22 protein-coding genes are annotated in these 22,807 nt (G+C 54.0%); 1 reads left to right on the top strand and 21 read right to left on the bottom strand.

Annotated elements, in window-relative coordinates; genetic code table 11:
* Positions 1-140: 140 nt before the first annotated feature.
* The 20 genes from ftsH to QO008_RS07630 all read right to left on the bottom strand — a co-directional run bounded on the left by ftsH (position 141) and on the right by QO008_RS07630 (position 20,584).
* Positions 141-2,048, bottom strand: a complete 1,908-nt coding sequence (gene ftsH / locus QO008_RS07725; protein WP_126464997.1) for an ATP-dependent zinc metalloprotease FtsH — start codon at positions 2,046-2,048, stop codon at positions 141-143.
* Between the two features lie 59 nt (positions 2,049-2,107).
* Complete coding sequence (gene hpt / locus QO008_RS07720) at positions 2,108-2,671, bottom strand: hypoxanthine phosphoribosyltransferase (RefSeq protein WP_232006498.1); 564 nt, start codon at positions 2,669-2,671, stop codon at positions 2,108-2,110.
* Positions 2,632-3,921, bottom strand: a complete 1,290-nt coding sequence (gene tilS, locus QO008_RS07715; RefSeq protein ID WP_307385495.1) for a tRNA lysidine(34) synthetase TilS — start codon at positions 3,919-3,921, stop codon at positions 2,632-2,634. The genes hpt and tilS overlap by 40 nt, the downstream gene beginning before the upstream one ends.
* A gap of 44 nt (positions 3,922-3,965) precedes the next feature.
* On the bottom strand, positions 3,966-4,376 hold the full coding sequence (locus QO008_RS07710) for a S1 RNA-binding domain-containing protein (RefSeq protein ID WP_126464995.1): 411 nt from the start codon (positions 4,374-4,376) through the stop codon (positions 3,966-3,968).
* 3 nt (positions 4,377-4,379) lie between these two features.
* The gene (locus QO008_RS07705) at positions 4,380-4,718 is read right to left on the bottom strand and encodes an FtsB family cell division protein (protein WP_126464994.1); all 339 of its coding nucleotides are present in this window, start codon (positions 4,716-4,718) and stop codon (positions 4,380-4,382) included.
* A 45-nt stretch (positions 4,719-4,763) separates the two neighbouring features.
* The gene (locus tag QO008_RS07700; protein ID WP_126464993.1) at positions 4,764-5,012 is read right to left on the bottom strand and encodes an RNA-binding S4 domain-containing protein; all 249 of its coding nucleotides are present in this window, start codon (positions 5,010-5,012) and stop codon (positions 4,764-4,766) included.
* 40 nt (positions 5,013-5,052) lie between these two features.
* Positions 5,053-5,331 carry an HU family DNA-binding protein gene (locus QO008_RS07695; RefSeq protein ID WP_126464992.1) on the bottom strand — a complete coding sequence of 93 codons (279 nt, stop codon included), beginning with the start codon at positions 5,329-5,331 and terminating at the stop codon, positions 5,053-5,055.
* A 9-nt stretch (positions 5,332-5,340) separates the two neighbouring features.
* Positions 5,341-6,630 carry a MazG nucleotide pyrophosphohydrolase domain-containing protein gene (locus QO008_RS07690; protein ID WP_126464990.1) on the bottom strand — a complete coding sequence of 430 codons (1,290 nt, stop codon included), beginning with the start codon at positions 6,628-6,630 and terminating at the stop codon, positions 5,341-5,343.
* Positions 6,631-6,785: 155 nt separating this feature from the next.
* Entirely contained in the window at positions 6,786-7,934 is a 1,149-nt protein-coding gene (locus tag QO008_RS07685; protein ID WP_307385491.1) for a peptidylprolyl isomerase, read from the bottom strand.
* A 48-nt stretch (positions 7,935-7,982) separates the two neighbouring features.
* Positions 7,983-11,471, bottom strand: a complete 3,489-nt coding sequence (gene mfd / locus QO008_RS07680) for a transcription-repair coupling factor (protein WP_126464986.1) — start codon at positions 11,469-11,471, stop codon at positions 7,983-7,985.
* A 40-nt stretch (positions 11,472-11,511) separates the two neighbouring features.
* Positions 11,512-12,075: an aminoacyl-tRNA hydrolase gene (pth, locus tag QO008_RS07675; protein WP_126464984.1), complete on the bottom strand. Its 564-nt coding sequence runs from the start codon at positions 12,073-12,075 to the stop codon at positions 11,512-11,514.
* The gene (locus QO008_RS07670; RefSeq protein ID WP_197721108.1) at positions 12,072-13,028 is read right to left on the bottom strand and encodes a ribose-phosphate diphosphokinase; all 957 of its coding nucleotides are present in this window, start codon (positions 13,026-13,028) and stop codon (positions 12,072-12,074) included. Before QO008_RS07670 ends, pth begins: the two co-directional genes overlap by 4 nt.
* A 1-nt stretch (position 13,029) precedes the next feature.
* A complete protein-coding gene (glmU, locus tag QO008_RS07665) occupies positions 13,030-14,403 on the bottom strand; it encodes a bifunctional UDP-N-acetylglucosamine diphosphorylase/glucosamine-1-phosphate N-acetyltransferase GlmU (RefSeq protein WP_307385489.1) in 1,374 nt (457 codons plus the stop codon).
* 124 nt (positions 14,404-14,527) lie between these two features.
* On the bottom strand, positions 14,528-15,655 hold the full coding sequence (locus tag QO008_RS07660) for a GTPase (RefSeq protein WP_307385486.1): 1,128 nt from the start codon (positions 15,653-15,655) through the stop codon (positions 14,528-14,530).
* Entirely contained in the window at positions 15,612-17,033 is a 1,422-nt protein-coding gene (hydG, locus tag QO008_RS07655) for a [FeFe] hydrogenase H-cluster radical SAM maturase HydG (RefSeq protein WP_307385484.1), read from the bottom strand. The genes QO008_RS07660 and hydG overlap by 44 nt, the downstream gene beginning before the upstream one ends.
* Positions 17,030-18,073 carry a [FeFe] hydrogenase H-cluster radical SAM maturase HydE gene (gene hydE / locus QO008_RS07650; protein ID WP_307385482.1) on the bottom strand — a complete coding sequence of 348 codons (1,044 nt, stop codon included), beginning with the start codon at positions 18,071-18,073 and terminating at the stop codon, positions 17,030-17,032. Before hydE ends, hydG begins: the two co-directional genes overlap by 4 nt.
* Positions 18,070-18,324, bottom strand: a complete 255-nt coding sequence (locus QO008_RS07645; RefSeq protein WP_307385480.1) for a TM1266 family iron-only hydrogenase system putative regulator — start codon at positions 18,322-18,324, stop codon at positions 18,070-18,072. The genes hydE and QO008_RS07645 overlap by 4 nt, the downstream gene beginning before the upstream one ends.
* 217 nt (positions 18,325-18,541) lie before the next feature.
* Positions 18,542-18,961, bottom strand: a complete 420-nt coding sequence (locus QO008_RS07640) for a PPC domain-containing DNA-binding protein (RefSeq protein ID WP_126464972.1) — start codon at positions 18,959-18,961, stop codon at positions 18,542-18,544.
* A gap of 10 nt (positions 18,962-18,971) precedes the next feature.
* Positions 18,972-19,973, bottom strand: a complete 1,002-nt coding sequence (locus QO008_RS07635) for a glycosyltransferase family 4 protein (protein ID WP_126464970.1) — start codon at positions 19,971-19,973, stop codon at positions 18,972-18,974.
* Entirely contained in the window at positions 19,970-20,584 is a 615-nt protein-coding gene (locus QO008_RS07630) for a TVP38/TMEM64 family protein (protein WP_126464968.1), read from the bottom strand. The genes QO008_RS07635 and QO008_RS07630 overlap by 4 nt, the downstream gene beginning before the upstream one ends.
* A gap of 283 nt (positions 20,585-20,867) precedes the next feature.
* On the opposite strand from QO008_RS07630, the gene QO008_RS07625 reads away from it, so the two are divergent.
* A complete protein-coding gene (locus QO008_RS07625) occupies positions 20,868-21,635 on the top strand; it encodes an aspartate/glutamate racemase family protein (RefSeq protein ID WP_307385478.1) in 768 nt (255 codons plus the stop codon).
* Here QO008_RS07625 and QO008_RS07620 read toward each other — a convergent pair.
* Entirely contained in the window at positions 21,576-22,781 is a 1,206-nt protein-coding gene (locus tag QO008_RS07620; protein ID WP_232006496.1) for a carboxylate--amine ligase, read from the bottom strand. The two genes, QO008_RS07625 and QO008_RS07620, sit on opposite strands and share 60 nt — an antisense overlap.
* Positions 22,782-22,807: the final 26 nt, after the last annotated feature.

The raw sequence follows: 22,807 nt of genomic DNA, 5'->3' as shown, positions 1-22,807 counted from the left end.
TTCATCGTTCCTCCTGGTTGATTGGTTTTTGTCGACATAATTTTACCAGAAAACGGTGAATCATTTTTTGTTGCACTTAGATTGTAAATTCAAGGTACAAAAAAAGAACATACCGCCTTCGGCATGTTCTTTTTTATGCTCTATTTATTATCTTCCAGCGCTTCTTCCGCTTCCTCCGAAAGTTCGGATTGTTCGATTTTCTCTCCGCTTCCGTAGGGGTCGGCTTTCAGCGAACCGCCGTTAAAGAGGATTTCAAATTCCTTGCCGCTGATGGTTTCCCGATCCAGTAGTGCATCGGATACGCGCAGAAGGGTATCCATATGGGATTTTAAGAGCGAGGAGGCCTTATCGTAGGCTTCGCCGATAATGCGGCGCATTTCCTCGTCGATTTCCGCCGCCACCTCTTCGGAATAATCCTTGGTATGACTGAGATCCCGGCCCAAAAATACCGATTCGGAATCGCTGCCGTAGCTCAACGTGCCAATCTTTTCGCTCATGCCGTATTTGGTCACCATCTCCCGGGCGATGGCCGTAGCGCGCTCTATATCGTTACTCGCCCCGGTGGAGATGTCGTCGAGTACCAAAGCCTCTGCGACCCTTCCGCCCAAGAGGCTCACCAATCGGTGGGTCATCTCGGTCTTGGTGGTGAAGTGCAGAATGTCGTCCTCCGGCAAATAGGCCGTAAAACCGCCCGCTTGTCCCCGGGGAATAATCGTGATCATATGCACGGGGTCGTGTTCCGGTAAAAGGCGCGATACCACCGCGTGCCCCGCTTCGTGTACCGCCGTGAGCTTGCGCTCTTTTTCTTGGATGACGGAACTCTTCTTAGCAGGGCCTGCTATGACTTTGATGCTGGCTTCGTTGATGACGGACATGGGAATCTTTTTATGATTTTCTCGCGCCGCCAATAGCGCGGACTCGTTCATCAGATTTTCCAGATCTGCCGGTGTAAATCCGGGCGTGCGCTTGGCCACGATGCGCATATCCACATCGTCCGCCAACGGCTTTTTGCGGCCGTGGAGCTTTAAAATCTCCTCCCGCGCCCGCACGTCTGGCAATCCCACGTAGATCTGCCGGTCGAAGCGACCGGGGCGCAACAGCGCCGGGTCGAGAATGTCCGCCCGGTTCGTAGCCGCCATCACGATGACCCCTTCATTGGTGCCGAAGCCGTCCATCTCGACGAGGAGCTGGTTTAAGGTCTGCTCGCGCTCGTCGTGCCCGCCACCGAGGCCCGCGCCCCGGCGGCGCCCCACGGCATCGATTTCGTCGATAAAGATAATGCAGGGCGCATTCTTCTTTGCCGTCTCAAAGAGATCCCGCACGCGGCTCGCGCCGACGCCAACATACATTTCTACGAAGTCCGAACCGCTCATAATATAAAAAGGCACCTTGGCTTCGCCCGCCACCGACTTGGAAAGATACGTCTTTCCGGTTCCCGGCGGTCCCACCAAAAGCACGCCCTTGGGGATGCGCGCGCCCATAGTCGTGAACTTTTTGGGATTTTTCAAGAACTCTACGATCTCAGAAAGTTCTTCCTTTTCTTCTTCCAATCCCGCCACATCGTCGAAGGTGATAGTCTTTCCGTCTTTTTCTTCGACGACGCGCGCCCGGCTCTTGCCGAAATTCATCATGCGGCCGCCGGCGCCCTGCTGGGACTTCATAATGCTGAAGAAGATATAGCCCATAAAGAGCATCACCAAAAAGGTCGGCAAAAAGCCGGCGATGGTCGATCCGCCCTCGGAGACCGGCGTGGCGGAGAGGGTGATCTCGCCCGCTTCCACCGGCGCCTTCAGGTGGTTTTCATAAAATGAATCCCAAACCATCGGCGGGATTTGCGCCCGCACGATCGTATCGCCTTTTTTCGAGACCACGGCTTCCGATCCCTTTACATCTATGGACTCGACTTGTTTGTTGTCGATTTCTTCAATTAATTTTGTGTAGCTGATCTCTTCGGACGATTTCTGAGAAGGTTTCATGTAAAAAATGCCGAAGAGCAACATGGCGAGAAGCACCAGATAAAAGGCGACTCCGCTCCATTTTCTATTCAATATAAGAACCCTCCTTTTTGTTCGTTAAAAAACAGTATACCACAAAATGGGGAGTTCTATTACTTTTCGTATTCGGAAGGTTTCAGTGCACCGACATAGGGGAGATTTCGATATTTTTCGGCGTAGTCGATGCCGTAGCCCACGACGAATTTGTCCTCGACTTCATACCCCACATAGTCCACCTGCACGGCGCGCTCCCTGCGGGCGGGCTTGGTAAGAAGGGCCGCGATGGAAACCCGCTTTGCGCCGCGGCTTTCCATCACCTTGCTTAAATAACTCAAAGTGATTCCCGTGTCGATGATGTCCTCAACGATCAACACGCTTCTGCCCTCTACCGTGCACTCCAAATCCTTTAGGATGCGCACTTCTCCCGTAGAAGTGGTGGAGGTGCCGTAGCTGGATACCGCCATAAAATCGATCTCGAGGGGCAAATCGATCGCCTGCATCAAATCCGCCATAAACGCCACCGCGCCCTTTAAGATGCCGATCACCACCAAATCTTCGCCCTGAAAGTCTTCGGTGACCGCTTTGCCGATGCGCGCCACCGCTTCGTCGATCTCTTCTCTCGAGACCAACACTTCGCCTACGCCTTTTTCGATGGACGCCATGCGAGCTTTTTCCATCCTTTTTCCTCCTGTCTATATGCCTTTCTGAGTCCCGGGACCCATACCACTTCTTCTCCTTCGACGACCAGAGGCCAGCGATCTCTCAGGCCTCGGTCGATCTTTGCGTCGATAAAGACGTCTTTTATTTTCTTCATGCCGCCCCGTATGGCGATGCGGTCGCCGGGACGACGGGTGCGAATCCGAATATCTCCGGGATCGCGAATATACACATAGGGCAGATGCCTATCTTCTGTGATAAAAAACCGGTGCCCGTCGAAGGTCGCCGCTCCGTCTTTCAAAGGCACGACTTGTGTCGGCGCTGCATATTGACCCTGCCATTCAAAGACCAGTGCGTCGTAGGAACTGCGAATGCGCACGCCCGGTAGATCTATACCCTTTCCGCTCTCGGCATCCCTTAGGCCGTAAAGGGAGCGAATATGTTCGTAACCGATATTCTGAAGATCGCCCCGCATTTTCTCGGCCGCCATTCTGAGTACGCGATCGGCGAGGGAGGCCGGCAGATCGAAGACCGCCTTCGAAAGAAACAATCCCTCCCTCTTACACATTGCGAGGCGATGAAACTCTGTATGCGCCGCCGCGCGCAAGTATTCCGCATCGGCCTGTATCATGCGACGAAAGCGCTCCAGGCTCTCGACAAATCCTTCGTTGATCGATTCCGCCGCCGGCAAAATCTCGAGCCGAATCTTGTTTCTCGCATAGATCGGCGCTTCATTGGTGGCATCTGTGACATAAGGGATATTCGCCGCCTCGAGATAGGCGATGATCTCGGCTTTTCTGGTAAAAAGCAGCGGCCGAAAGAGATCCCCTTCCCGCACGCGCATGCCGACCATGCCCTCCGGTCCCGTGCCGCGAATCAGCCGAAAGAGGAGCGTCTCCGCCTGGTCGTCGAGGTGATGGCCCAGGGCAATCATGCCGCCCGGGCGCTTGTGCCGGCGCAAAAAATCGTAGCGCAATACGCGCCCCGCTTCTTCGATCCCCAAATGCGCCGCTCGGGCGTAGGCCGAAACATCCGCGCGTTCGACATAGAGGGGGATCTGCCACCGATCGCACAGATCGCGCACGAAAGAGAGGTCCTCCTCCGCCTCCTCTCGGAGTCCGTGATGCAGATGTGCCGCCTCCAGCAAAAAAGGACAGCCGCTCCGATACGCCCGCAGGCGATCGAGCAGATATACCGAATCCGGCCCGCCGGAGAGGGCGACGAGGACCGCATCCTCCGGCCCGATATATTTCGCAAAAATCTCGTCCATTTTCGCCCCCGTTCAAAAAAATAACGCCGCAGCGCGGCGCCTTTTTATCTTCTCTTCGTCTTGCCCTGTCGTACATTTCTGCGTTGTTTTGCGCTTTCGATCTTTTCGTTGCTGACCTTCATAAACTTGTTCAGCATATCGTCGAAGCTGGTGGCATCGGATTTATGCACTTCGCGACTTAAGGTAACCGCCTGGGGAAGCGGTCTTTTGTTGGCCGACTTCGGTTGTGCCTGTTTGATGCTCAAGGCGATCTTTCCGTCCGACTCGATGTTCAAAACCTTGACTTTGACCTTCATGCCCTTGGAAAGGTGATCGGATACCTCCTTGACGTACTCGTCGGAAATCTCCGAGATATGTACCAATCCGCTATGCGCGTCGTCGAGCTGAACGAATGCACCGAACTTTACGATACCGGTGACCACGCCGTCTAAAATGCTGCCTACTTCCACTGCCATATGTTATTTTCTGTCCTCCTCAATATTCTTGTCGCGAGAGTTGTCGCGATCCCGATCCTTGTCGATATAGATCACTTCTCTCGGCTTGACCATGCCCAGGTCTTCCCGGGCCACTTTTTCCGCGAATTCCGCGGTGTCGCTGTTTCGTATTTCCGTACCGGTCTGCTTGATGTCCTTCGACAATGTCTGAATGCGTTTTCTGTTTTCTTCTAAAAGCGCCTCTCGGGATCGCGCCTCCCTATACGTATTCAAGGAGATGGCCGCACAGAGGAAGACGACCACCGCAAAGGTTATATATGCCGTTTTTCTCGGTATCGTGTTTCTCTTCCCGTGCTTTTTCATCTAACCACCTCGACATGTATAGTATCGCACGTTTTCACAATATTTTCAATCGTCCGCCATCAATTCGTAGAGCGCTTCCGCTCCTTTTTTCTGAACATTATCCCGAATATCCAGTACGCGCAACTTTTGGCCGCGATTGCCGAATTGTACTTCTATAATATCGCCTACGGCCACTTCGTCGCCCGCTTTGGCGGTCTTGCCGTTGATCTTGACCCGACCGCCGTCGCAGGCCTCTTTGGCCACCGTACGGCGTTTAATAATCCTGGCATTTTTTAAAAATTTATCGATACGCATAATTTCACCTGCAAAAAAAGGGCTCATAGGAGCCCTGTTCTTATTTATTGACGGATTCTTTCAGCGCTTTTCCGGCGCGGAATACGGGAGCCTGGGAAGCGGGAATCTTAATAACTTCTTCAGGATTTCTGGGGTTTCTGCCTTCCCGTGCCTTGCGGTCGCGCACTTCAAAGGTACCGAAGCCGACCAATTGCACCTTTTCTCTCTTGGAGAGGGCTTCTTCGATGGTGCTCAAGAAGCCGTTCAATGCGTTTTCCGCGTCTTTTTTGGATAAGTTGCTCTTTTCAGCGATGCTGGAAATAAGTTCAGATTTGTTCATTGTTTCCTCCTAAAGATTGTTCTTCCCTTCGCCTTCTCTTGCGGCGACGCGCTCCGTGAGCTTCGATAGGACCTCGGCCAAAGCCGATTCCGCGTCGATCCCCTTCTCTTCTGCGGCGATTACCGTACGTAGAAGAGACAGGCCGAGCTCGGTGCTTTCGTCGTCCACATCCGTTTGGTCGATACATTCGGCGAGAAAATCGGTATCCTTCATGCGTCTTGCGATCTTTTGCCCTCGCATCAGCGCCGGCAAGCCGACGAGATGGCGAAGCTGTTGCGACAGTAGATAGTTACCCGTTTCTTCGGCTTTTTTATCTTCCCAATCGCATTTTTCCCCACCGAATACATGGGGGTGTCTATCCACGAGCTTCTCTACGACGCGCTGTATGCTGTCGCTTAGGGTAAAGTCCCCTTCGCTCGCCGCGAGTTCCGCGTGGAAGACCACTTGAAATAAGACATCTCCCAGTTCTTCCTCCAAAGCCGCGTAATCGTCGCATTCGACAGCATAGGCAGCTTCGTAGGCCTCTTCCAGAAGATTGGCTTTCATCGTTTTATGGGTTTGCTTGCGGTCCCACGGACAGCCCTCAGGCCCCCGGAGCGTGCGCACCAATTCGATCAGATCTCTCAGCGCATTCACGCGGTCCGTGCAGGGCACGTATAGGCTCGTCTCATGGCCGTAATCGTCGTAACGATCCAGCGTATATACCGGTCTTCGTTCGACGAATTCCTTCTTCGGATTCCCCGCGTGGGACAAGACGTATACCTCGTGGGTGTCCCCGTACAAATTCGCCAGGGCTAACTTTACCTCCGAGACAATGCGCCGATTGTAGACCTGGGTGAGAATCGTGTCCGTGTGCACGTCCAGGTCCAAATCCGAAAAGTCGTCTCCGTCGACGACCTTCAAACCCTTTACCGGGTCCCGGCCTACCAGGCGCAAGACGGGCTCGAGAAAACTCAAGCCGTCCACGATCTCGATTTCGGGATCCGCCGCCAATAGATAGGTGACGGTCTTTTCCGCGATCATCGGATGGCCGGGAACAAAATAGCTAATCCTACGAGTCTTCGATTTCTCCAACAGATCGTCCGCGATGGCGCGGTAGATCGCGTCGAAATCGTCCATAGTCTCGTATAAGTAGTCATAGCTCGTATAAGGTATGGAGCGAGCGCGAAAATACGACACGGTATCGTGACGATCCGTTCTCAGAAACTTTTCGGAATCGTCCGAAATCGCTTCGATCGCTTTGGCTGTCAAATCCGATCCGTCGGAGGGACCGAGGCCGACAATTCGTATATTTCCCATTCCGTCCTCCTTTTACCTAATGTATTGTACTATCCTCGATAGTCTTTGTCTAGTAAAATCGGACATTTCCGCCCGTTTTCAGCCGTTTGTGCGGTATCTTATGTCTCGCTCTTTTCGTCTCGACAAAGAAAAAAGCGCACCGGGCGCTTTCTTCATTATTCTTGTTCGTCCTTTACATCGGCAGTCGTATCGGCGGCCTTTTTGTCGCTCTGTTCCGCTTTGGCATCGGTTGTTTTTGTGTCGGATTTCTTCGTATCGGCGGCATCCGTCTGTTTGTTCTCCGCCGTGTTTTTCGTATCGGCTTTTTTGTCGCCGTCCGCTTTTGTGTCGGCATTCGCCTTCTTGGGCGCCTCTACGGAAATTTCTTCAGAGGTGTCGACGATGCGCTTTACCTTGGCCTTTTTTTCGAGATCTTGCATATAGTTTTGGAATTTCGTCTGTACCAAATCGCTCTTTACCGCATCCTTTACGCTCTTGAAATCGTCGTTGATCTTGTCGAGCTTGATGATGTGGTAACCGTATTGGGTCTTTACGGGATCGCTGATTTCGCCGGGCTTCATAGAGAATACCTTCTCGTCGAATTCCTTGACCATCTGCCCCTTGGAAAAGGTGCCGAGGCTTCCGCCTTTTTCCGCGGAACCGGGATCCTTGCTCTTTTCCTTGGCGATGGCCGCAAAGTCGCCGCCTTCGTCCAATTGCTTTTTAATGGCCTCTGCTTCTTCCTTCTTTTCAACCAGGATATGGCTCGCCTCTACGGTGTTGAACTTATCCTTGTTCTGATCGTAGTGCTTTTGGATCTCTTCGTCGGTGGGCTCGAGATCCTTCATCTTCTTTTCGGTGTATTTTTGCATCAGGAGATTTCTTTGTGTGTATTCCTTCAGCGTATCCATCGTCAGATTCTGTTCTTCCAGCGCCGCATCGAGGGCTTCTTTTCCGCCGTACATTTCGGCCATTTGCGAGATGTTTTGGTCCACTTCTTCGTCGGTGACCTCGATCTTTTCCTTGGCGGCTTCCTGCTTCAAGATTTCCATTTGGATCAGGCCCTTCAGGGTGTTTTCACGCAGGACTTCGCCCATTTTTTTGCCCGACCCATCGAGGCCCTCTTGGGTTAAGAAGTCGTCGCCGTATTGCGCCATGGCCTGTTCGGCGGCGAGCTTATATTCCTGTACGTATTCCTCTTTGGCAATCTCCTTGCCGTTGACCGTGGCGGCGAGATTCGGATCCTTGCTGCTGCAGCCGGTAAGCGCCAGGGCAAAGGCCGTAGAGAGGACGGCGATCTTTACGAATTTGTTTTTTATTTTCATAGTTTTCCTTTCTTTTGACTCTCGGTTTTTTTCCATTATAACAATTCCTCAGTCCTTGCGTGTGTGGGAATTGTGTAATTTCAGCATATCCAAAACCCGCTCCAGCTCCGCCAACGCATCCTCCGCCGGCGTAAGGGCAATGGAAGCCGGGTCGGAAAGGGAAAACACGAGCCGTTTTCCGAAGACGCTGGTGAGTTCGTTGAGCAGAGAAAGGGGCAGTTCATAGCCCGGCACGAATTGGAAGATATATTCGTCTTTTTTCTGCGTCACCGACTCGACTTTCAGCCGCGCCGCCTTGTGGCGGATCTTCGAGAGGAGGATCAGCTGCAATACCGGCTTCGGCGGATCGGAAAAGCGGTCGATGAGTTCGTCGATCACATCCGCCTCTTCCTCCTCGTCGGTGACCATGGCGATCTTTCGATACATCTCCATGCGCTGCGCCTCGTCGCGAATATAGTGCTTGGGGATATAGGCGTCGATCAGGACATCGAGAGTGGTCTCAGTCTCTTCGGCGTCTTCTTTTCCCTTGGCCTTGTCCACCGCCTGCCTGAGAAATTTGATATACAAATCGTAGCCGATGGCGTTCATATGCCCGTGCTGGCTCTCGCCCAAAATATTGCCCGAACCGCGAATCTCCAAATCCCGCATGGCAATCTTATAGCCGCTGCCGAATTCGGTAAATTCCCGTATGGCGCCCAGGCGCTTTTCGGCGATTTCAGAGATGCTCGCGTCCCTACGATAGGTGAAATAGGCGTAGGCGATGCGGCTGCTGCGGCCGATGCGGCCCCGCAGCTGATAGAGCTGCGAAAGGCCCAGTCGGTTCGCCTCCCACACGATCATGGTATTGGCATTGGCGACGTCCATTCCCGTTTCGATAATGGTGGAGCACAAGAGGACGTCGACCTCCCGTTCCACAAAGCGGAGCATAGTATCTTCCAGCTCCCGCTCGCTCATCTGGCCGTTCGCCATGGCAAAGGTCGCCTCGGGCACCAGGTCCATCAAATCGGCGAGCATCTTTTCCATCGACTGTACCCGATTGTAGACGAAATAGACCTGCCCGCCCCGCTCGATCTCCTTGAGGATCGCTTCGCGAATCATAATGTCGTTGTATTCCACCACATAGGTCTGCACCGGAAAGCGCTCCTCCGGCGGCTCGTCGATCACCGACATATCGCGGATGCCCGCCATAGACATCTGAAGCGTTCTGGGTATCGGCGTCGCGGTGAGCGTCAAGGTATCCACATTTTCCTTTAAGAGCTTCAATTTTTCCTTGTGGCGTACGCCAAAGCGCTGCTCCTCGTCGATAATTAAGAGCCCGAGATTCTTAAATACCACGTCTTTCGAAAGGATACGGTGGGTGCCGACGACGATGTCCTTCGAGCCGATCCGCAACCCCTCGAGATCGCGCGCCTGCTCTTTTTTGCTCCGAAAGCGCGAAAGCAGGGCGATGTCGACGGGGAAATCCGAAAACCGCTCGCGCATGGTGTTGTAGTGCTGCTGGGCGAGGATGGTGGTGGGCACCAAAAATGCCACCTGCTTTCCGTCCATAATCGCCTTAAAGGCCGCTCGCAGCGCCACCTCGGTCTTTCCGTATCCCACGTCGGCACAGAGCAGGCGGTCCATGGGCGTCTCTTCTTCCATATCCTCTTTGATCTGCGCGATGGCGCTCAGCTGCCCGTCAGTCTCCTCGTAGCGAAAGGCGTCTTCGAACTCCTTTTGCCAGGGCGTATCTTCTCGAAAGGCGTGTCCCTTTACGTTTTCGCGCTTGGCATAGAGGCGGATCAGATCCTCCGCCATCTCCTCTACGCTGCGCTTCGCCTTTGCCTTGGTGCGCTTCCAGGTCTGGGTGTTGAGGCGGTTTATCTTGGGCGGCGCATCGTCGCTCGCGATATAGGGGTGCACCAAAGACATCTGATCCATGGGCAAAAACAACTTGTCGCCGCCGGAGTACTGCAGCGAAATATAATCGCGGCTTACGCCCTGAACCTCCAAATTGGTCGTGCCCAAAAAGCGGCCGATTCCGTGCATCTCGTGGACCACATAATCCCCCACCTGAAAGGTGCCCGGGTCAAAGGCGCGGCGCTTCTTTTTTTTGCGCTTTCGCTTTTGAAAGTCGCCGAAGATCTCGGTGGAATTCAATAAGACGAAGCGCTGCTCTTCGAATTCGAAGCCCCCGTGCACATGTCCCACGTCGAGTTGAATGATTCCCGCCGTAAATTCGTCTTTTTTTCGGGTAACGGGAAAGTCCATCTCTTCGAGGGTTTCTCGGAGCCGCTCCGTCTTTTCCTCGGTGCCGCCCAAGAGCACCACCGTGTAGTTTCTGTCGAGATACCGGCGAATCTCTTCGCGAAAATAGCGAAGCCTGCCGCCGAAACTGGTGACGGTCTTTACGCGAAAATTCGCGATCCGCTTTAAGGGGTACTCGGGAAAACTCCGCACGATATTGCTGAATACCACCGTATCATAGGACCGCAAATGTTCTTTTACATCGGCGTAGTCCAGTTGAATGTGTAAATGCGTCTCCAAAAGCTCCCCGGCATCGGCGAGGTCCGTCATGGTCTCTACCAGTGCCTGCGCCTGCTTTTCGGAAATCTCGTCCATCCGCCGGGGCTCGTCGATCATCACCACCGGCGGGGCAAAAAAGTATTCGCTGATGCTCGCGCGCTTTTCTTCGGGAATATAGGGCAGCAAGAGGTCCGTATTAAAGATCGTCTCGCCGCTGCGAAGTTTTTCGATATAGGGCAAATATTTTTCCCGCGCCCGGTCGTAACTCACCCGCGTGAGTTTTTTGGCACTGGCAAGATCCCGCTCCATGGCATCGGCGATCTCTTCCGACAGCGCCGCATCGGGCAGAATGTCGCGGACGGGAAAGATCTCCGCTCGCTCCAGATTCTCGATGGAACGCTGGGTATTAGGGTCGAACCGGCGGATCGAGTCCGCCTCCACGTCGAAGAGCTCGATTCGGTACGGATAGGGCTCGGGCCCGTAGATGTCAACGATGCCGCCGCGCACCGAAAACTGCCCCATGCCTTCGACAAAATCGACCCGCGTATAGCCCGCGCGCAAGAGCTTTTCGGACAAGGCGTCGATCTCAACGACATCGCCCCTCTCCACGGTAAAAATTCCCGCCCGCATGGTTTCGGGCGAAAGAAAAATCCCCGCCATCGCCTCTAAAGTGGTCACCACGATTTTCGCCCGCCCGGTTACCATGCCGTGCAGGGCGCGGAGCCGTTCGATCAATAAATCGTTACTGCCGGCGTCCCGATGAAAGAAAAACAACTCCCGGGCCGAGAGATTATACACGCCGCCCTCGGCGTAATAGCTCAAGTCTTCGGCGAGCTTTTTGGCCCGCACCGGGTCGTGGGTTACGATTAAAACCGGGCGGTCCAAAGCGGCGCGCACGGTCTCGGCGCATAGGGGGATCACCTGCCCCGGCAACCCAAAAGCGCCCACGGGTGTCTCCCCTTCTTTGAGGCCGCCGAGGATTTCTTGAAAGGCGTGGTCCTGATTGAGTAATGCTTTATAAAGATCGGACATATTTCCTCCTAAAAAGCAGCCCAAAATCTTGGGCTGCTTTTTATTTTCCGTTCCACATATTCATGGCGCTGTCGACGCCGTCAATCGTCCAGGCGATGGCCGCGCGCTTTGCCTTTTCCACCGTCTCCTCCATCACCGGAATCTCGTCTTTGGAAAAACCGGAGAGGACGAAGTCGGCGAGATCCATATGGGGATTCTTTTTGCCGACGGCGATCTTGAGCCGGGGGAACTGATCGGATCGTATTTGATAGATAATCGATTTTAACCCGTTGTGGGTGCCGGCACTGCCGGACTTTCGGATGCGGATGGTGCCGAATTCGATGTCGATGTCGTCGACCAGTACCAGCACCTCCTCCGGCGGGATCTTAAAATAGTGCATACATTCCCTGACGGATTGTCCGCTTTCGTTCATATAGGTGCTCGGCTTGAGCAGGCGCACTTTTTTGCCCTGTATGCGCCCCTCGCCGTAGAGCCCCTTAAAGCGTATGGAATTGACGGAGATATTCAGATGGTCTGCAATGGCGTCCAATGCCATAAAACCGACATTGTGGCGGGTGTGTCGGTAGCGATCTCCGGGATTTCCCAAACCGACGATCAGCATTATTCTTCGTCAAAAATCTTGCTGATGGAATTGTCGGTGTTAATCCGCTGAATGGCGCTCGCGAGGATCGGCGCCACGCTGACGATGTCGATCTTTTCGGATCGCTTTTCTTCCGGCAGGTGGATGGTGTCGGTGATCACGAATTTTTCCATCACGGAGTTGTTGATGCGGTCGATGGCGGGGCCGGAGAGCACGCCGTGGCTCGCACAGCCGTAGATTTTCTTCGCGCCGTATTTCTTCAGCGCTTCCGCCGCCTTGCACATGGTGCCGGCGGTATCGGCGATGTCGTCGACCAGGATGCAGTCCTTGCCTTCGATAGAACCGATGACGTTCATAACTTCGCTCTCATTCGCCTTGGGTCTGCGCTTTTCGATGATGGCAATGGGGGCGCTGCCCAATTTTTCGGCGAAGTTTCGGGTGCGGGTCACGCCGCCCAGGTCGGGGCTTACGGCGACGACATTGGATACGTCGATATTTTCGTTAAAGTAATCCGCTAAGTAGGGAATGGCCGTCAAGTGGTCCACGGGAATGTCGAAGTAACCCTGAATCTGTCCGGCGTGCAGGTCCATACAGACCACGCGGTTGGCGCCGCTGGTGGCGATCAGATTGGCGACGAGCTTCGCCGTAATGGGTTCGCGGGCGCGCACCTTTCGGTCTTGGCGGGCGTAGCCGTAATAGGGCACCACGGCATTGATCCGGCCGGCGCTGGCGCGCTTTAGTGCGTCGATCAGGATCAAAAGTTCCATCAAGTGGTCGTTTACCGACGCCGAGGTGGGCTGAATGACGAATACGTCCTTGCCGCGTACGGATTCTTTAATGTCGATGGAAATTTCTCCGTCGCTGAATTGGTTGACATTGCAGTCGCCCAAGGGAATCTTGAGGAGCTTGCAGATTTTGTCCACCAATTCCGGATTGGAGTTTCCGGAAAAAATTACGATATCTCCGTGATTGTGCATATTATTTATCCTTTCTTTCGGCCCAGCCGGGAATGTTTCTCTGTCTGTCTCGGGCAACCGCCAGGGCGTTGTCCGCCACTTCTTCCGTAATCGTACTGCCCGCTGCGACATAGGCGCCCTTGCCGACTTCTACCGGCGCCACCAAATTCGAGTTCGAGCCGATAAAGGCATGGTCGCCCACGACGGTCTTGAATTTTTCCTTGCCGTTGTAGTTGGCGAAGATCACCCCGCAGCCGATGTTGACCCCTTCTCCCACTTCGCCGTCGCCGATATAGGCGAGGTGGCCCGCTTTGGTGCCGGCGCCGATGTGGGATTTTTTGACCTCGACAAAATTGCCGATGTGCACGTCTTCTTCCAATACGCTATTCGGACGCAGATGGGCAAAAGGCCCGATGGTCACGCGCGCCGCAACTTGGGAGGATTCGATGACGGAATTGTCGATCACCACCTCGTCTCCGATCACGCTGTCCGATACGCGCGAGGCGCCGCGAATTCTGACGCCCTCGCCGATCTTCGTCTTGCCTTCCAAATGGACGCCGGGATCCAAAATGGTATCCGGGGCGATCTCCACGTCGAAGTCCACCATGGTGGATTCCGGATGGAGGAAGGTAACGCCGTTTTTCATATGGTGCTCGTTGATGCGCCGACGCAGAATATTTTCACATTGCGCCAGCTGTACGCGGGAGTTGATCCCCAGCATTTCCTCTTCACAACCGATGGTAAATCCGCCGATGTTCTTGCCCTGTTCGCGGAGCAGGCGAATGACATCGGTCAGATACAGTTCCTGTTGGCTGTTGTCGCTGGTCAGCGCCCCCAAGTTGTCCTTGAGCGCACTGCCCTTAAAGGCGAAGATCCCGGTGTTGACTTCGGTGATCGCCTTTTCCTTGTCGCTTGCGTCCTTTTCCTCTACGATGCCCAGGATATTGGAGTCCTGGCCGCGGATAATTCGGCCGTATCCGAAGGGTTTTTTGACGATGGCGGTAAGCACGCAGGCGTCGAAGCCGTGATAGTCCACATACTTCATAAAACGCGCGATGGTCTCCTGCTTAAACAGGGGGGTATCCCCCGTGAGGATATAGACCGTATCGTCCTCGTCGAATTCGTCGATGGCGCATTTTACGGCATAGCCCGTGCCGTAAGGGATGCCTTCTCCCACCTTTTGTTCTATAAATTTCAGTGGCTTGTCCTGAAAATAGGAAATCACTTCTTCTTTTTTGTGGCCGACGATGACAACGTTTTTGTCCATCGCATTCGAAATGCAGTTGTCGACCACATAACTCAAAATGGCCTTGCCCGCCACTTTGTGCAGCACTTTGGGCACTTGCGACTTCATGCGCGTGCCTTCACCCGCTGCTAATATAATTGATACATTCACGCTTCCACCTCATTCGTATGTTTCTCACCCTATTATAACGAACCTTCCCGTTTCCCTCAACAACGGAAGGGCACAAAAAGGACCCGCCGCAAATGCAGCGGGTCCTTCTTTTCATTCAATACAGCTATCGCCAATCCACATCGTCCAAAATGCCCCGAAGCGCGGCGATCAAAATCCCGTAGTTGGTGACCGGTACGCCTGCGCGTACGGCGGCCTCGATCCGCGCCTGCACCACGGGCCGCTGAAACATACAGCTGCCGCACATGACGATCAGATCATAGGACGCCACGTCTTCGGGAAAATCGATGCCGCGGGAAAAATCGATGCAAAGCCTCTCGCCGATCTTTTTTCGAAGAAGCCGCGGAATCTTCACCCGTCCGATGTCCTCTTCCTTGGGCGCGTGGGTGCAGGCTTCGGAGATCAAAATGCGGCTCGATTCGGTAAGGGAATCGAGCGTCCGCGCCCCCACCACCATGCGCTCTATATCGCCCTTTGCCCGGGCGAAGAGGATCGAAAAGGAGGTGATCTTCGTGCCTTCGGGCTTTTTCGCGAACACCTCGGCGAAAACCTGGGAGTCGGTGACAATCCAATCCGGGGGATCCGCCATGCGTTCTATCGCCGCCTCCATAGTTTCAGGGGTGGCGACGGTGGCGGTGAGCTGTGTGTCGAGGATCTCTCGCAGGGTCTGTACCTGCGGCAAGATCAGCCGCCCTCGGGGCGCGGATTCGTCCTGGGGCATAATCAGGAGCAGATGATCGCCGGGCGATGCAATGCCCTCCAAAAGGCGCGGTGCGCGCTCCTTTTCTTTGAAGAGATTTCGAATGCGCTGAAGAATCGTATCGCGCGCTTCGAACGGCCAACTGAGGGCCAGCACGGGGATCTTCTTTTCCAAAAGCGCCGCGCGGATCTCCGGGGCGCCCTCTCCCAAAACAATGGCGGCATCGATCTCGTCGAGCACCTTGACGGTGCGCCGCATGCGCTCATTTCCCAGCGCGGTCGCATCGGAAAAGCCCGCCGTATCGATCAGCGTCACCGGCCCCAAACCGTCGATCTCCATATTCTTATACACCGGATCGGTGGTCGTCCCGGGCAGATCCGATACCATAGAGGTCTTTTGTCCCGTCAGCAGATTCATCAGCGTGCTTTTGCCGCTGTTGGTCGCTCCGAAAATCCCGATATGCAGGCGCAGTCCCTTTTGTGTCTCCATATCAGAACCGAAAATCCCTTTCGCCGGCGCGGATCTTGGCGACATTTTCTCGCGCCTTTTCTCGCAGATCCGCGCGCTCCACGTCGTCTAAAAACTCTTCGATGCGCCGCTCGCCCAGCGCACGGGTCGATGCCGTCGCATAATCCGACAGGTACTCCTCCAGCGTCATAATCGCATTGGGCTGGCAGAATTGCGCGATCTGAAAGTTCTTTACCTCTTCCATAAAGGTCTCGCCGGTGCGCCCCGCGCGGTAGCAGGCGGTACAAAAGCTCGGCAAATACCCTAGCTCCAATAGCCATGCGATCACCTCGTCCAGAGGCCGGGCATCGTCGGTGTCAAACTGGGCGGAGTTTTCTTCTTCGCGCCCCTCGTCGTAACCTCCGACGGAGGTCTTGGAGCCGCCGCTGATCTGCGATACCCCGAGTTCCAGGGCCTTTTTGCGCATCTCCATGCTCTCGCGGGTGGAGATAATCATCCCCGTATAGGGAACTGCCACGCGGATCAAGGCGATAATGTCCTCGAAAATGGCATCGGGCACGCCGTTTTCAAAGGCATCGGGGTCGATGTCGTCCGCCGGGCGGATTCGAGGCACCGAAATCGTATGGGGCCCGACGCCCTTATAGGCTTCCAAATGCTCCGCGTGCATCAACTGGCCGATAAAGTCGTATTTGTAGCTGTTGAGGCCGTACAATACCCCCAAACCCACATCGTCGATGCCGCCGTCCATGGCGCGGTCCATCGCTTCGGTGTGGTAGGCCCAATTCGCCTTCGGTCCCTTCGGGTGGAGCTTTTCATAATTTTCTTTGTGGTAGGTTTCCTGAAACAGAATATAGGTGCCGATTTCGGCTTCTTTGAGTTTTCGATAATTTTCGACCGTGGTCGCCGCGATATTGACATTCACCCGGCGAATGGCGCCGTTTTTGTGCTTGATCCCGTAGATCGTGCGGATGCTCTCCAACACGTATTCGATGGGATTGTTCACCGGGTCCTCGCCCAATTCCAGTGCGAGGCGCTTATGTCCCATATCCTGGAGCGCTACGACCTCTCGTTCGATCTCCTCTTGCGAAAGCTTTACCCGGTCGATATGTGCGTTTTCCTTGTGGTACGGGCAGTATACGCAGCCGTTTACGCAATAGTTGGATAAGTACAGCGGCGCAAAGAGCACAATTCGGTTGCCGTAGTATTTCTTTTTAATCGCCCGGGCGAGTTCCCGAAACGATTCCCGCACATCGGAAAGTTCCGAGACTAAAAGTACCGCCGCCTCGCGGTGGTCCAACCCTTCCATCTTCTTGCCCTTCTCCAGGATTTCTTCCTGAAGCGCCCGGTCCTTTGCGTGGGCCTCGGCATAGGCTAAGGTATCGAGTATCTCTTCGTTATTGATAAAGTCTTCCGCCTTCGGCGACATCTTGTTATACATTCTCATCCCTCCACTTTATAATCTCCCCGGCCCATATCGATCGTATAGCCCAGGGCTGCGATTTGATCCTTCAATGTTTCCAAATTCTCCGCCGCTTCTAATGCAAAGGACGCCTTCTTGTCGTAGATCGCATAGCGCCTGCGGTTTTCCCGCGGACTCAGATTCGGCATAAAAACATTCGCGCCCGCCCGGATGCCCCGATTGCGCCCGTCTTTTGCCAAGGTCTGCATCGCCGTCGTAGACGGGATATTTGCCTTGGGAAAGAGCATCCGCAAAATCGCGATACAATACGCCGCGAGATCCACGCTGCCGCAGGAAAAGTCCCTAAACGGCGTGGCGTGGTGGCGGACATAGGGACCGATCCCCACCATGGCGGGCTCGAGTTCTTGTAAGAACATAAAGTCCTCGATCAGATTCTCGATCCTCTGATAGGGGCTTCCCACCATAAATCCGCTCCCCACTTGGTATCCTAATGCCTTGAGATCCCACAGGCATCGCTTTCTCTTCTCCGGATCCATCTCCGGCGGATGCAATTTGCCGTAGTGATCGGCATCGGCGGTCTCGTGGCGGAGCAAAAAACGGTCCGTCCCTGCCCGCTTCAGCCGCGCATAGGATTCGCGGCTCCGCTCGCCCACCGACAAAGTGACGGCGGCGTCGGGACAGATCGCCTTGATCCGTGCAATGCGATCGGCAAGAATCTCGTCGGTAAAATAGGGATCCTCGCCCCCTTGGAGCACAAAGGTGCGAAAGCCCATCGCCGCGCCGGCACGGACCGCATCTTCCATCGCCCCGACATCGAGGCGAAATCGCTCCAAACCGGCATTTTCCCTGCGGATGCCGCAGTAGAAACAATTGTTTTTACAATAATTGGTAAATTCGATCAAACCTCGCACGTAGATTTTTCCGTGGAAGTGCTTCCGACTGATTGCCTCCGCCTTCTGAAACACTCGTTTCTCCAGCTGTTCGCGGTTCTCTAAGAGATAGCGCAGCTCCCGTCGGTCGAAGCCCGCGCCGCTTCCCGCTTTTTCTAAAATTCCTTCGATCATCGCACACCTGCCAACGTCGTCTTTACGGTGACATCGCCGAGCATCCCGAGCTTCCCGGAAAGCGCATTGATCTTGTCCTGCTCCCCGTCGACCGCGACGCTGATCAAAGACAGCGCCCGCTTGGGATAGGGGATGCCGAGCCTGCCCACGATAATGTGGCGGTACTCGTGCAAGAGCCCGTTAATGCGCTCCACACAGTCCGAGGAACCGGATTCGACGATAATGGCGATGATGCCCAACTTTTCATCCATATTCCTAAACCTCCTCCCTCGGCTTCAAGGACGAACCTCGAAAACAAAGGTACATTGATAGTTCGCTAACTAGTCTGATTTTAACACAGATTTTATCTTCCCACTTACATATAAGAAAGAAATACAGAATTTCTCGCTCGGCGATGGCATAGAAAGGGCTGTTTTCGTATGCAGGCATCAAAAAAGAGCCCTCTCGGGCTCTCTCGTTCTCAATCGATCAAAATACCATCTTGTTGACGCCGCTCTTTTCGTCAAACACGCGCTCCACGGTGCCGCCGACGGTGTGGATAAAGAGTTCCGCGGTGACGGAGATAACGCCCTCGTGGAAGTGGCCGCCGAAAACATTGCCCTCTACATCTCCCAGATTGATATGGCTGTGGAGATAGGCCTCGCCGTCTTTTCTCGTCAAATTGCCCATAAACATGGTGATTTCCATGGGCTTTTTCAGATGCATTTCGGTATATTCTTTGGCGTTTAGGTCCATGATGCCGAACTTTACGTCGTCTGTGGCGCCGAGGCCCACGACCGATGCCGCCTGAATGTTTTCTTTCTCTGCCAATACCAAGAGGCTCTCTGCGATTTTATCGCCCGGATCCAGGCGCAGGACGATATCGTCTCCATACACTTTGTATTCCATGGTGTCTCCTTTACATATTTGCGTCGATGCTTTGATAAATATCCACCAGCCGCTTTCCGATGCTCTCGAAAGAACGGGACTGGGCAACTTTATACCCGTTTTCTCGCAAATCCTGCATCTCACCGGACAAAATCTTTTTTGCCTTCTCGGCGAATTCGTCGTGGGAGCGCGCCATATGTACGTCGCGGCCCTGGGTGAGCCAGCCTTTGTAGACGGGGATGTTTCTGAGGAGCACGGGGATTTTCGAAGCCAATGCCTCGAGGACGACGATGCCTTCGGTCTCTTCGTAGGAAGGGAATAAGAACAGATCCGCGCCGAAGTACGCATCGCGCAGCGCCTCGCGGGATACGTAGCCCGGAAAGCGAAGGTTCGAGGGCGCCTGTTCGATGGCACGGGCGACCTTGGCGGGGATCAGGCTCGGGCTGGTCTTTCCGAACCAGATAAAGCGGTATTCGGGCATGGACTTTGCCAATTCGATAAAATCCAAAATCCCCTTTCGCTCGATCCACAGGCCCACCGACATAATAACCTTATCCTCGGGCCCATAGCCGTAGAGTTTTCGGAACCGGTTGCGCTCATCGCCCTTGGCGGTATAAAAATCGAGATCGATGCCGTTGCTGAGTACGTAAATATCCTTATCGACCCCGTCTTCTTCTAAGAGCCGCTTGGAGTAGGCGGAAGGGGTGACGACCACATCTCCCTGTTCGTATAAGTACCGGATCCATTTTCCGAAATAGGGGGCGATTTGATTGGATCCCTTAAAGGAATTGCGGAAATCTTCTTCGGTGGAATGGGCGTGGAGGACCACTTTCTTTCCGGCTTTTCTCGCCCGATGTGCCATAAAGGGCGTACCGGGAAAAATCGTGTTGATATGCACCACGTCCGCGTCCTTGTAATTGTCTACCACCCGAGCGCCCGCCAGGGTAAGGCACCACTTTTGGTGAATACCCGCCCGGCCGATGCCGCTGGTTGCGATCCACTTTTGAAACTGCGAGTAAATATAGACTTTCATAGTATGATCTTTCCCGCCACCTTTGTTGCCACATTGATGAGATAAACCATGCCCATGGTGTAGGACCAGATGGCAAAGGGTTTACCCAACAGAATTATCGTCGTAAACCGTTCGAAGCGAATGCGACTTAAGCCCGCCACATAGCAGAGGATGTCGTCGGGCGCAAACGGAAAGAAGATGAGAAAGGCGAGGACCTTCTCGAATCGCGAGGTATCGTCGAGATAGTGCAAATACTTTTCGAAGGTCTTTCCCCCCGCCATCTGTCTGGCGAACGCCGAACCGTAGCGCCGGGAGAGGTAAAACGCCGCGATGGAGCCTAGGCAGATGCCGATGTAATTGTATAAGAATCCCTTTAGCGAGCCGAAGAAGACCACGCCGAAGACGCAGCCCACCGCCCCGGGCAGGATGGGGATGACGACCTGTATCGCCTGAATCGCGATAAAGACCAATGGGGCGAATGCACCCGATGCCTCGAGCGCCGCGCGGATCTTGTTTTCGTCGGTCAAAAGGCCCGCTCTCCACATCCACAACAAAAACAGACCCGTCGCCACCCAGCTCGCTATATTGATCGATTTTTTTACATGGGGATTTCGAATCCAATTCTTTATCATGAAAACCTCGTTTCGACGCCACGATCCTATGTTCCCTTCTATTTTACCTGAAATACCGCTCCCGTCGTGTACAATCCGGGTAAAATTCCAAACATGGCGGCGTCATAATCTCTAAGATTCGGCAAAACGAAGCGATTCTCTTTTTCCCGCCTATTGCAAGGCCGTCGTGATCGGCCGATGCTACCGGGTATCGCGCTGTTTTCGGCTTTCAAGGGCCAATCTTCTTGCATATGCTTTCTATCTGCGATAGTATGAAAAATATCTATGAAAGGAAGTGTATCTTATGTCCCAACATACCATCGGCGTACTGGGCGGCCTCGGCCCGCTGGTGACCGCGCAGTTTCAGACGATCGTCCTCTCGCTTACCGATGCCCACTGCGACCAGGACTATCCCGATATGGTGATTACCTCTACCGCTTCGACCCCCGATCGCACCGCATACATACTGGGCGAAAGCGAGGAAAGTCCCCTGCCATATCTTTTGCGCGATGTAAAAATTCTGGAAAAGGCCGGGGCGGATGCCATCGTATTGCTTTGTAACAGCGCCCACTGCTTTTACGATGCGCTCGCCGCTTCCGTATCGGTGCCCATTGTCAATTTGATCGAGACCGCCGCCGATGCCGTGGCAGAACGCGCCGCCGAAACCATAGGCATTATGGCCACCACGGGCAATCTCCGCTCGGGTCTGTATCAAGATGCCCTGTCGCGTCGAGGGATCGCGTATGTCCTCCCCGATCAAACAATGCAGCAAAAGGTGATGGAGATCATCTATACCGACTTAAAGGCGACGGGCAAGTGTCGCCCCGATTCAGTCGCCGAGGTGGTTTCCTACTTTCGACAAAAAGACGCCGACAGCATTCTATTGGGCTGTACGGAGCTTTCTATCTTATATCGTGCGGGCATCGTCGATCCCCGCTTCTGCGTCGATTCGCTTACGACCCTCGCCGAAAAGAGCATCGATCTTTCGGGCAAGTCCAAAAGGCCCGATCCCCTAACCGTAGATACGGTAGTATTTAACGGTAGAGAGGCGGCGGCGCCAGTATTGAAGTAGCCTCGCCGGCGAGCGATCGTTCTCATACCACTGGGTAAATGCATAGCCGTCCTTTAACAATTCTTTTGCATACGCCCGGTCTCCGGGAGAGGCGTATTTTTTTAATACATAGGGATCGACATAGAGCCACAGCCCTCGCGCTGTATGGCGGTGACAACCTTCTAAGCCGCCGTCGAGCACATCGTTTAAGAGATAGCTGATATAATTGAGCCCGCCGGCTTCCATATAAAAGCTGGAACGACCCGGTCGCAGGTTCATTTCGAAAACCTTAAATCTCCCATCGCGGGGGTCTCGCTTTAAATCGAAATTGCCGTAGCCTTTATAGCCGATCGCCTCCAAAAACTTTTGATACCGGTCGTAGACTTCCGGATTGTCTTCGGTAACGAGGGCATTGTAGTTGCCGATATTTAAGGGCAGCACCTCGTCTAAGAGGCATTTGCCGTAGCACATCATGCGCACGCGTCCCTCGCCGTCGGAATAGGTGTTGAGCACTGCCATTTCACTTTGATCCCCCGGGATAAAGTCCTGGAGGATCATGGCTCCCTTATAACCGGCGCCGTAGATCTGTGCCATCACCGTCCGCGCCGCCTGCGGCGTATGTATGGTGTAGGCCTTTTTTTTATGGGGAAAATCGATCATGGCATACCCAATGCTGTCATTGGGCTTTACTGCAATGGGATACTCCAAGCCCTCAAAATCAAAATCCGCGTATTCCGCATCCAATACATGGGTATCGGGATATTCGAGCCCGTAGGTTTCACACATATGGTAAAAGTCGATTTTATCTTCCAGTTTTCGGCGCAGCGCCTCCTCTACGATGCGAAAGCGATAGGCGCCTTGTAAGACTTCGGCATTGCGGCTCATCAGCTCCGCATAGAGATCCGAACAGGGCACGAGCACTTTCTCCTTGTCGGGATGCGCCGCGGCGAAGTCGAGGAGCGTGCGGGTAAATACCTCGTCGCGATAAAAACCCTCGACGATATGCGGCGTTACAATGCGGCTGTTTGCCGTCTCGACGAGCGCCTTGTAGCCGAAGGCATGAGAGGTCTTTTCGTAATGAGAATGACAGCTGCGGGCGATGCCGTATGCGTTGATGTCTGTGCCCAGTATGACGAGCATAACATTTTCCAATCGATTGCGATTCATCTTTCCTCCGTACTTTTTATATGTAT

Origin of the sequence: Aedoeadaptatus ivorii, assembly GCF_030815095.1 — a bacterium.
Taxonomy (GTDB): domain Bacteria; phylum Bacillota; class Clostridia; order Tissierellales; family Peptoniphilaceae; genus Aedoeadaptatus; species Aedoeadaptatus ivorii.
This window is presented reverse-complemented; position numbering and strand designations above follow the sequence as displayed.

What these genes read in the sequence shown, in the direction of transcription:
- mfd (WP_126464986.1), bottom strand. Translation starts at nt 11,471, where the DNA reads ATGTCCGATCTTTATAAAGCATTACTCAATCAGGACCACGCCTTTCAA.
- QO008_RS07620 (WP_232006496.1), bottom strand. Translation starts at nt 22,781, where the DNA reads ATGAATCGCAATCGATTGGAAAATGTTATGCTCGTCATACTGGGCACA.
- QO008_RS07635 (WP_126464970.1), bottom strand. Translation starts at nt 19,973, where the DNA reads ATGAAAGTCTATATTTACTCGCAGTTTCAAAAGTGGATCGCAACCAGC.
- hydE (WP_307385482.1), bottom strand. Translation starts at nt 18,073, where the DNA reads ATGATCGAAGGAATTTTAGAAAAAGCGGGAAGCGGCGCGGGCTTCGAC.
- QO008_RS07640 (WP_126464972.1), bottom strand. Translation starts at nt 18,961, where the DNA reads ATGGAATACAAAGTGTATGGAGACGATATCGTCCTGCGCCTGGATCCG.
- QO008_RS07630 (WP_126464968.1), bottom strand. Translation starts at nt 20,584, where the DNA reads ATGATAAAGAATTGGATTCGAAATCCCCATGTAAAAAAATCGATCAAT.
- tilS (WP_307385495.1), bottom strand. Translation starts at nt 3,921, where the DNA reads ATGGACGAGATTTTTGCGAAATATATCGGGCCGGAGGATGCGGTCCTC.
- QO008_RS07705 (WP_126464994.1), bottom strand. Translation starts at nt 4,718, where the DNA reads ATGAAAAAGCACGGGAAGAGAAACACGATACCGAGAAAAACGGCATAT.
- QO008_RS07695 (WP_126464992.1), bottom strand. Translation starts at nt 5,331, where the DNA reads ATGAACAAATCTGAACTTATTTCCAGCATCGCTGAAAAGAGCAACTTA.
- QO008_RS07670 (WP_197721108.1), bottom strand. Translation starts at nt 13,028, where the DNA reads ATGCACAATCACGGAGATATCGTAATTTTTTCCGGAAACTCCAATCCG.
- hpt (WP_232006498.1), bottom strand. Translation starts at nt 2,671, where the DNA reads ATGGAAAAAGCTCGCATGGCGTCCATCGAAAAAGGCGTAGGCGAAGTG.
- QO008_RS07660 (WP_307385486.1), bottom strand. Translation starts at nt 15,655, where the DNA reads ATGTCGCCAAGATCCGCGCCGGCGAAAGGGATTTTCGGTTCTGATATG.
- QO008_RS07685 (WP_307385491.1), bottom strand. Translation starts at nt 7,934, where the DNA reads ATGAAAATAAAAAACAAATTCGTAAAGATCGCCGTCCTCTCTACGGCC.
- QO008_RS07700 (WP_126464993.1), bottom strand. Translation starts at nt 5,012, where the DNA reads ATGCGTATCGATAAATTTTTAAAAAATGCCAGGATTATTAAACGCCGT.
- QO008_RS07710 (WP_126464995.1), bottom strand. Translation starts at nt 4,376, where the DNA reads ATGGCAGTGGAAGTAGGCAGCATTTTAGACGGCGTGGTCACCGGTATC.
- QO008_RS07645 (WP_307385480.1), bottom strand. Translation starts at nt 18,324, where the DNA reads ATGGATGAAAAGTTGGGCATCATCGCCATTATCGTCGAATCCGGTTCC.
- QO008_RS07690 (WP_126464990.1), bottom strand. Translation starts at nt 6,630, where the DNA reads ATGGGAAATATACGAATTGTCGGCCTCGGTCCCTCCGACGGATCGGAT.
- hydG (WP_307385484.1), bottom strand. Translation starts at nt 17,033, where the DNA reads ATGAGAATGTATAACAAGATGTCGCCGAAGGCGGAAGACTTTATCAAT.
- QO008_RS07625 (WP_307385478.1), top strand. Translation starts at nt 20,868, where the DNA reads ATGTCCCAACATACCATCGGCGTACTGGGCGGCCTCGGCCCGCTGGTG.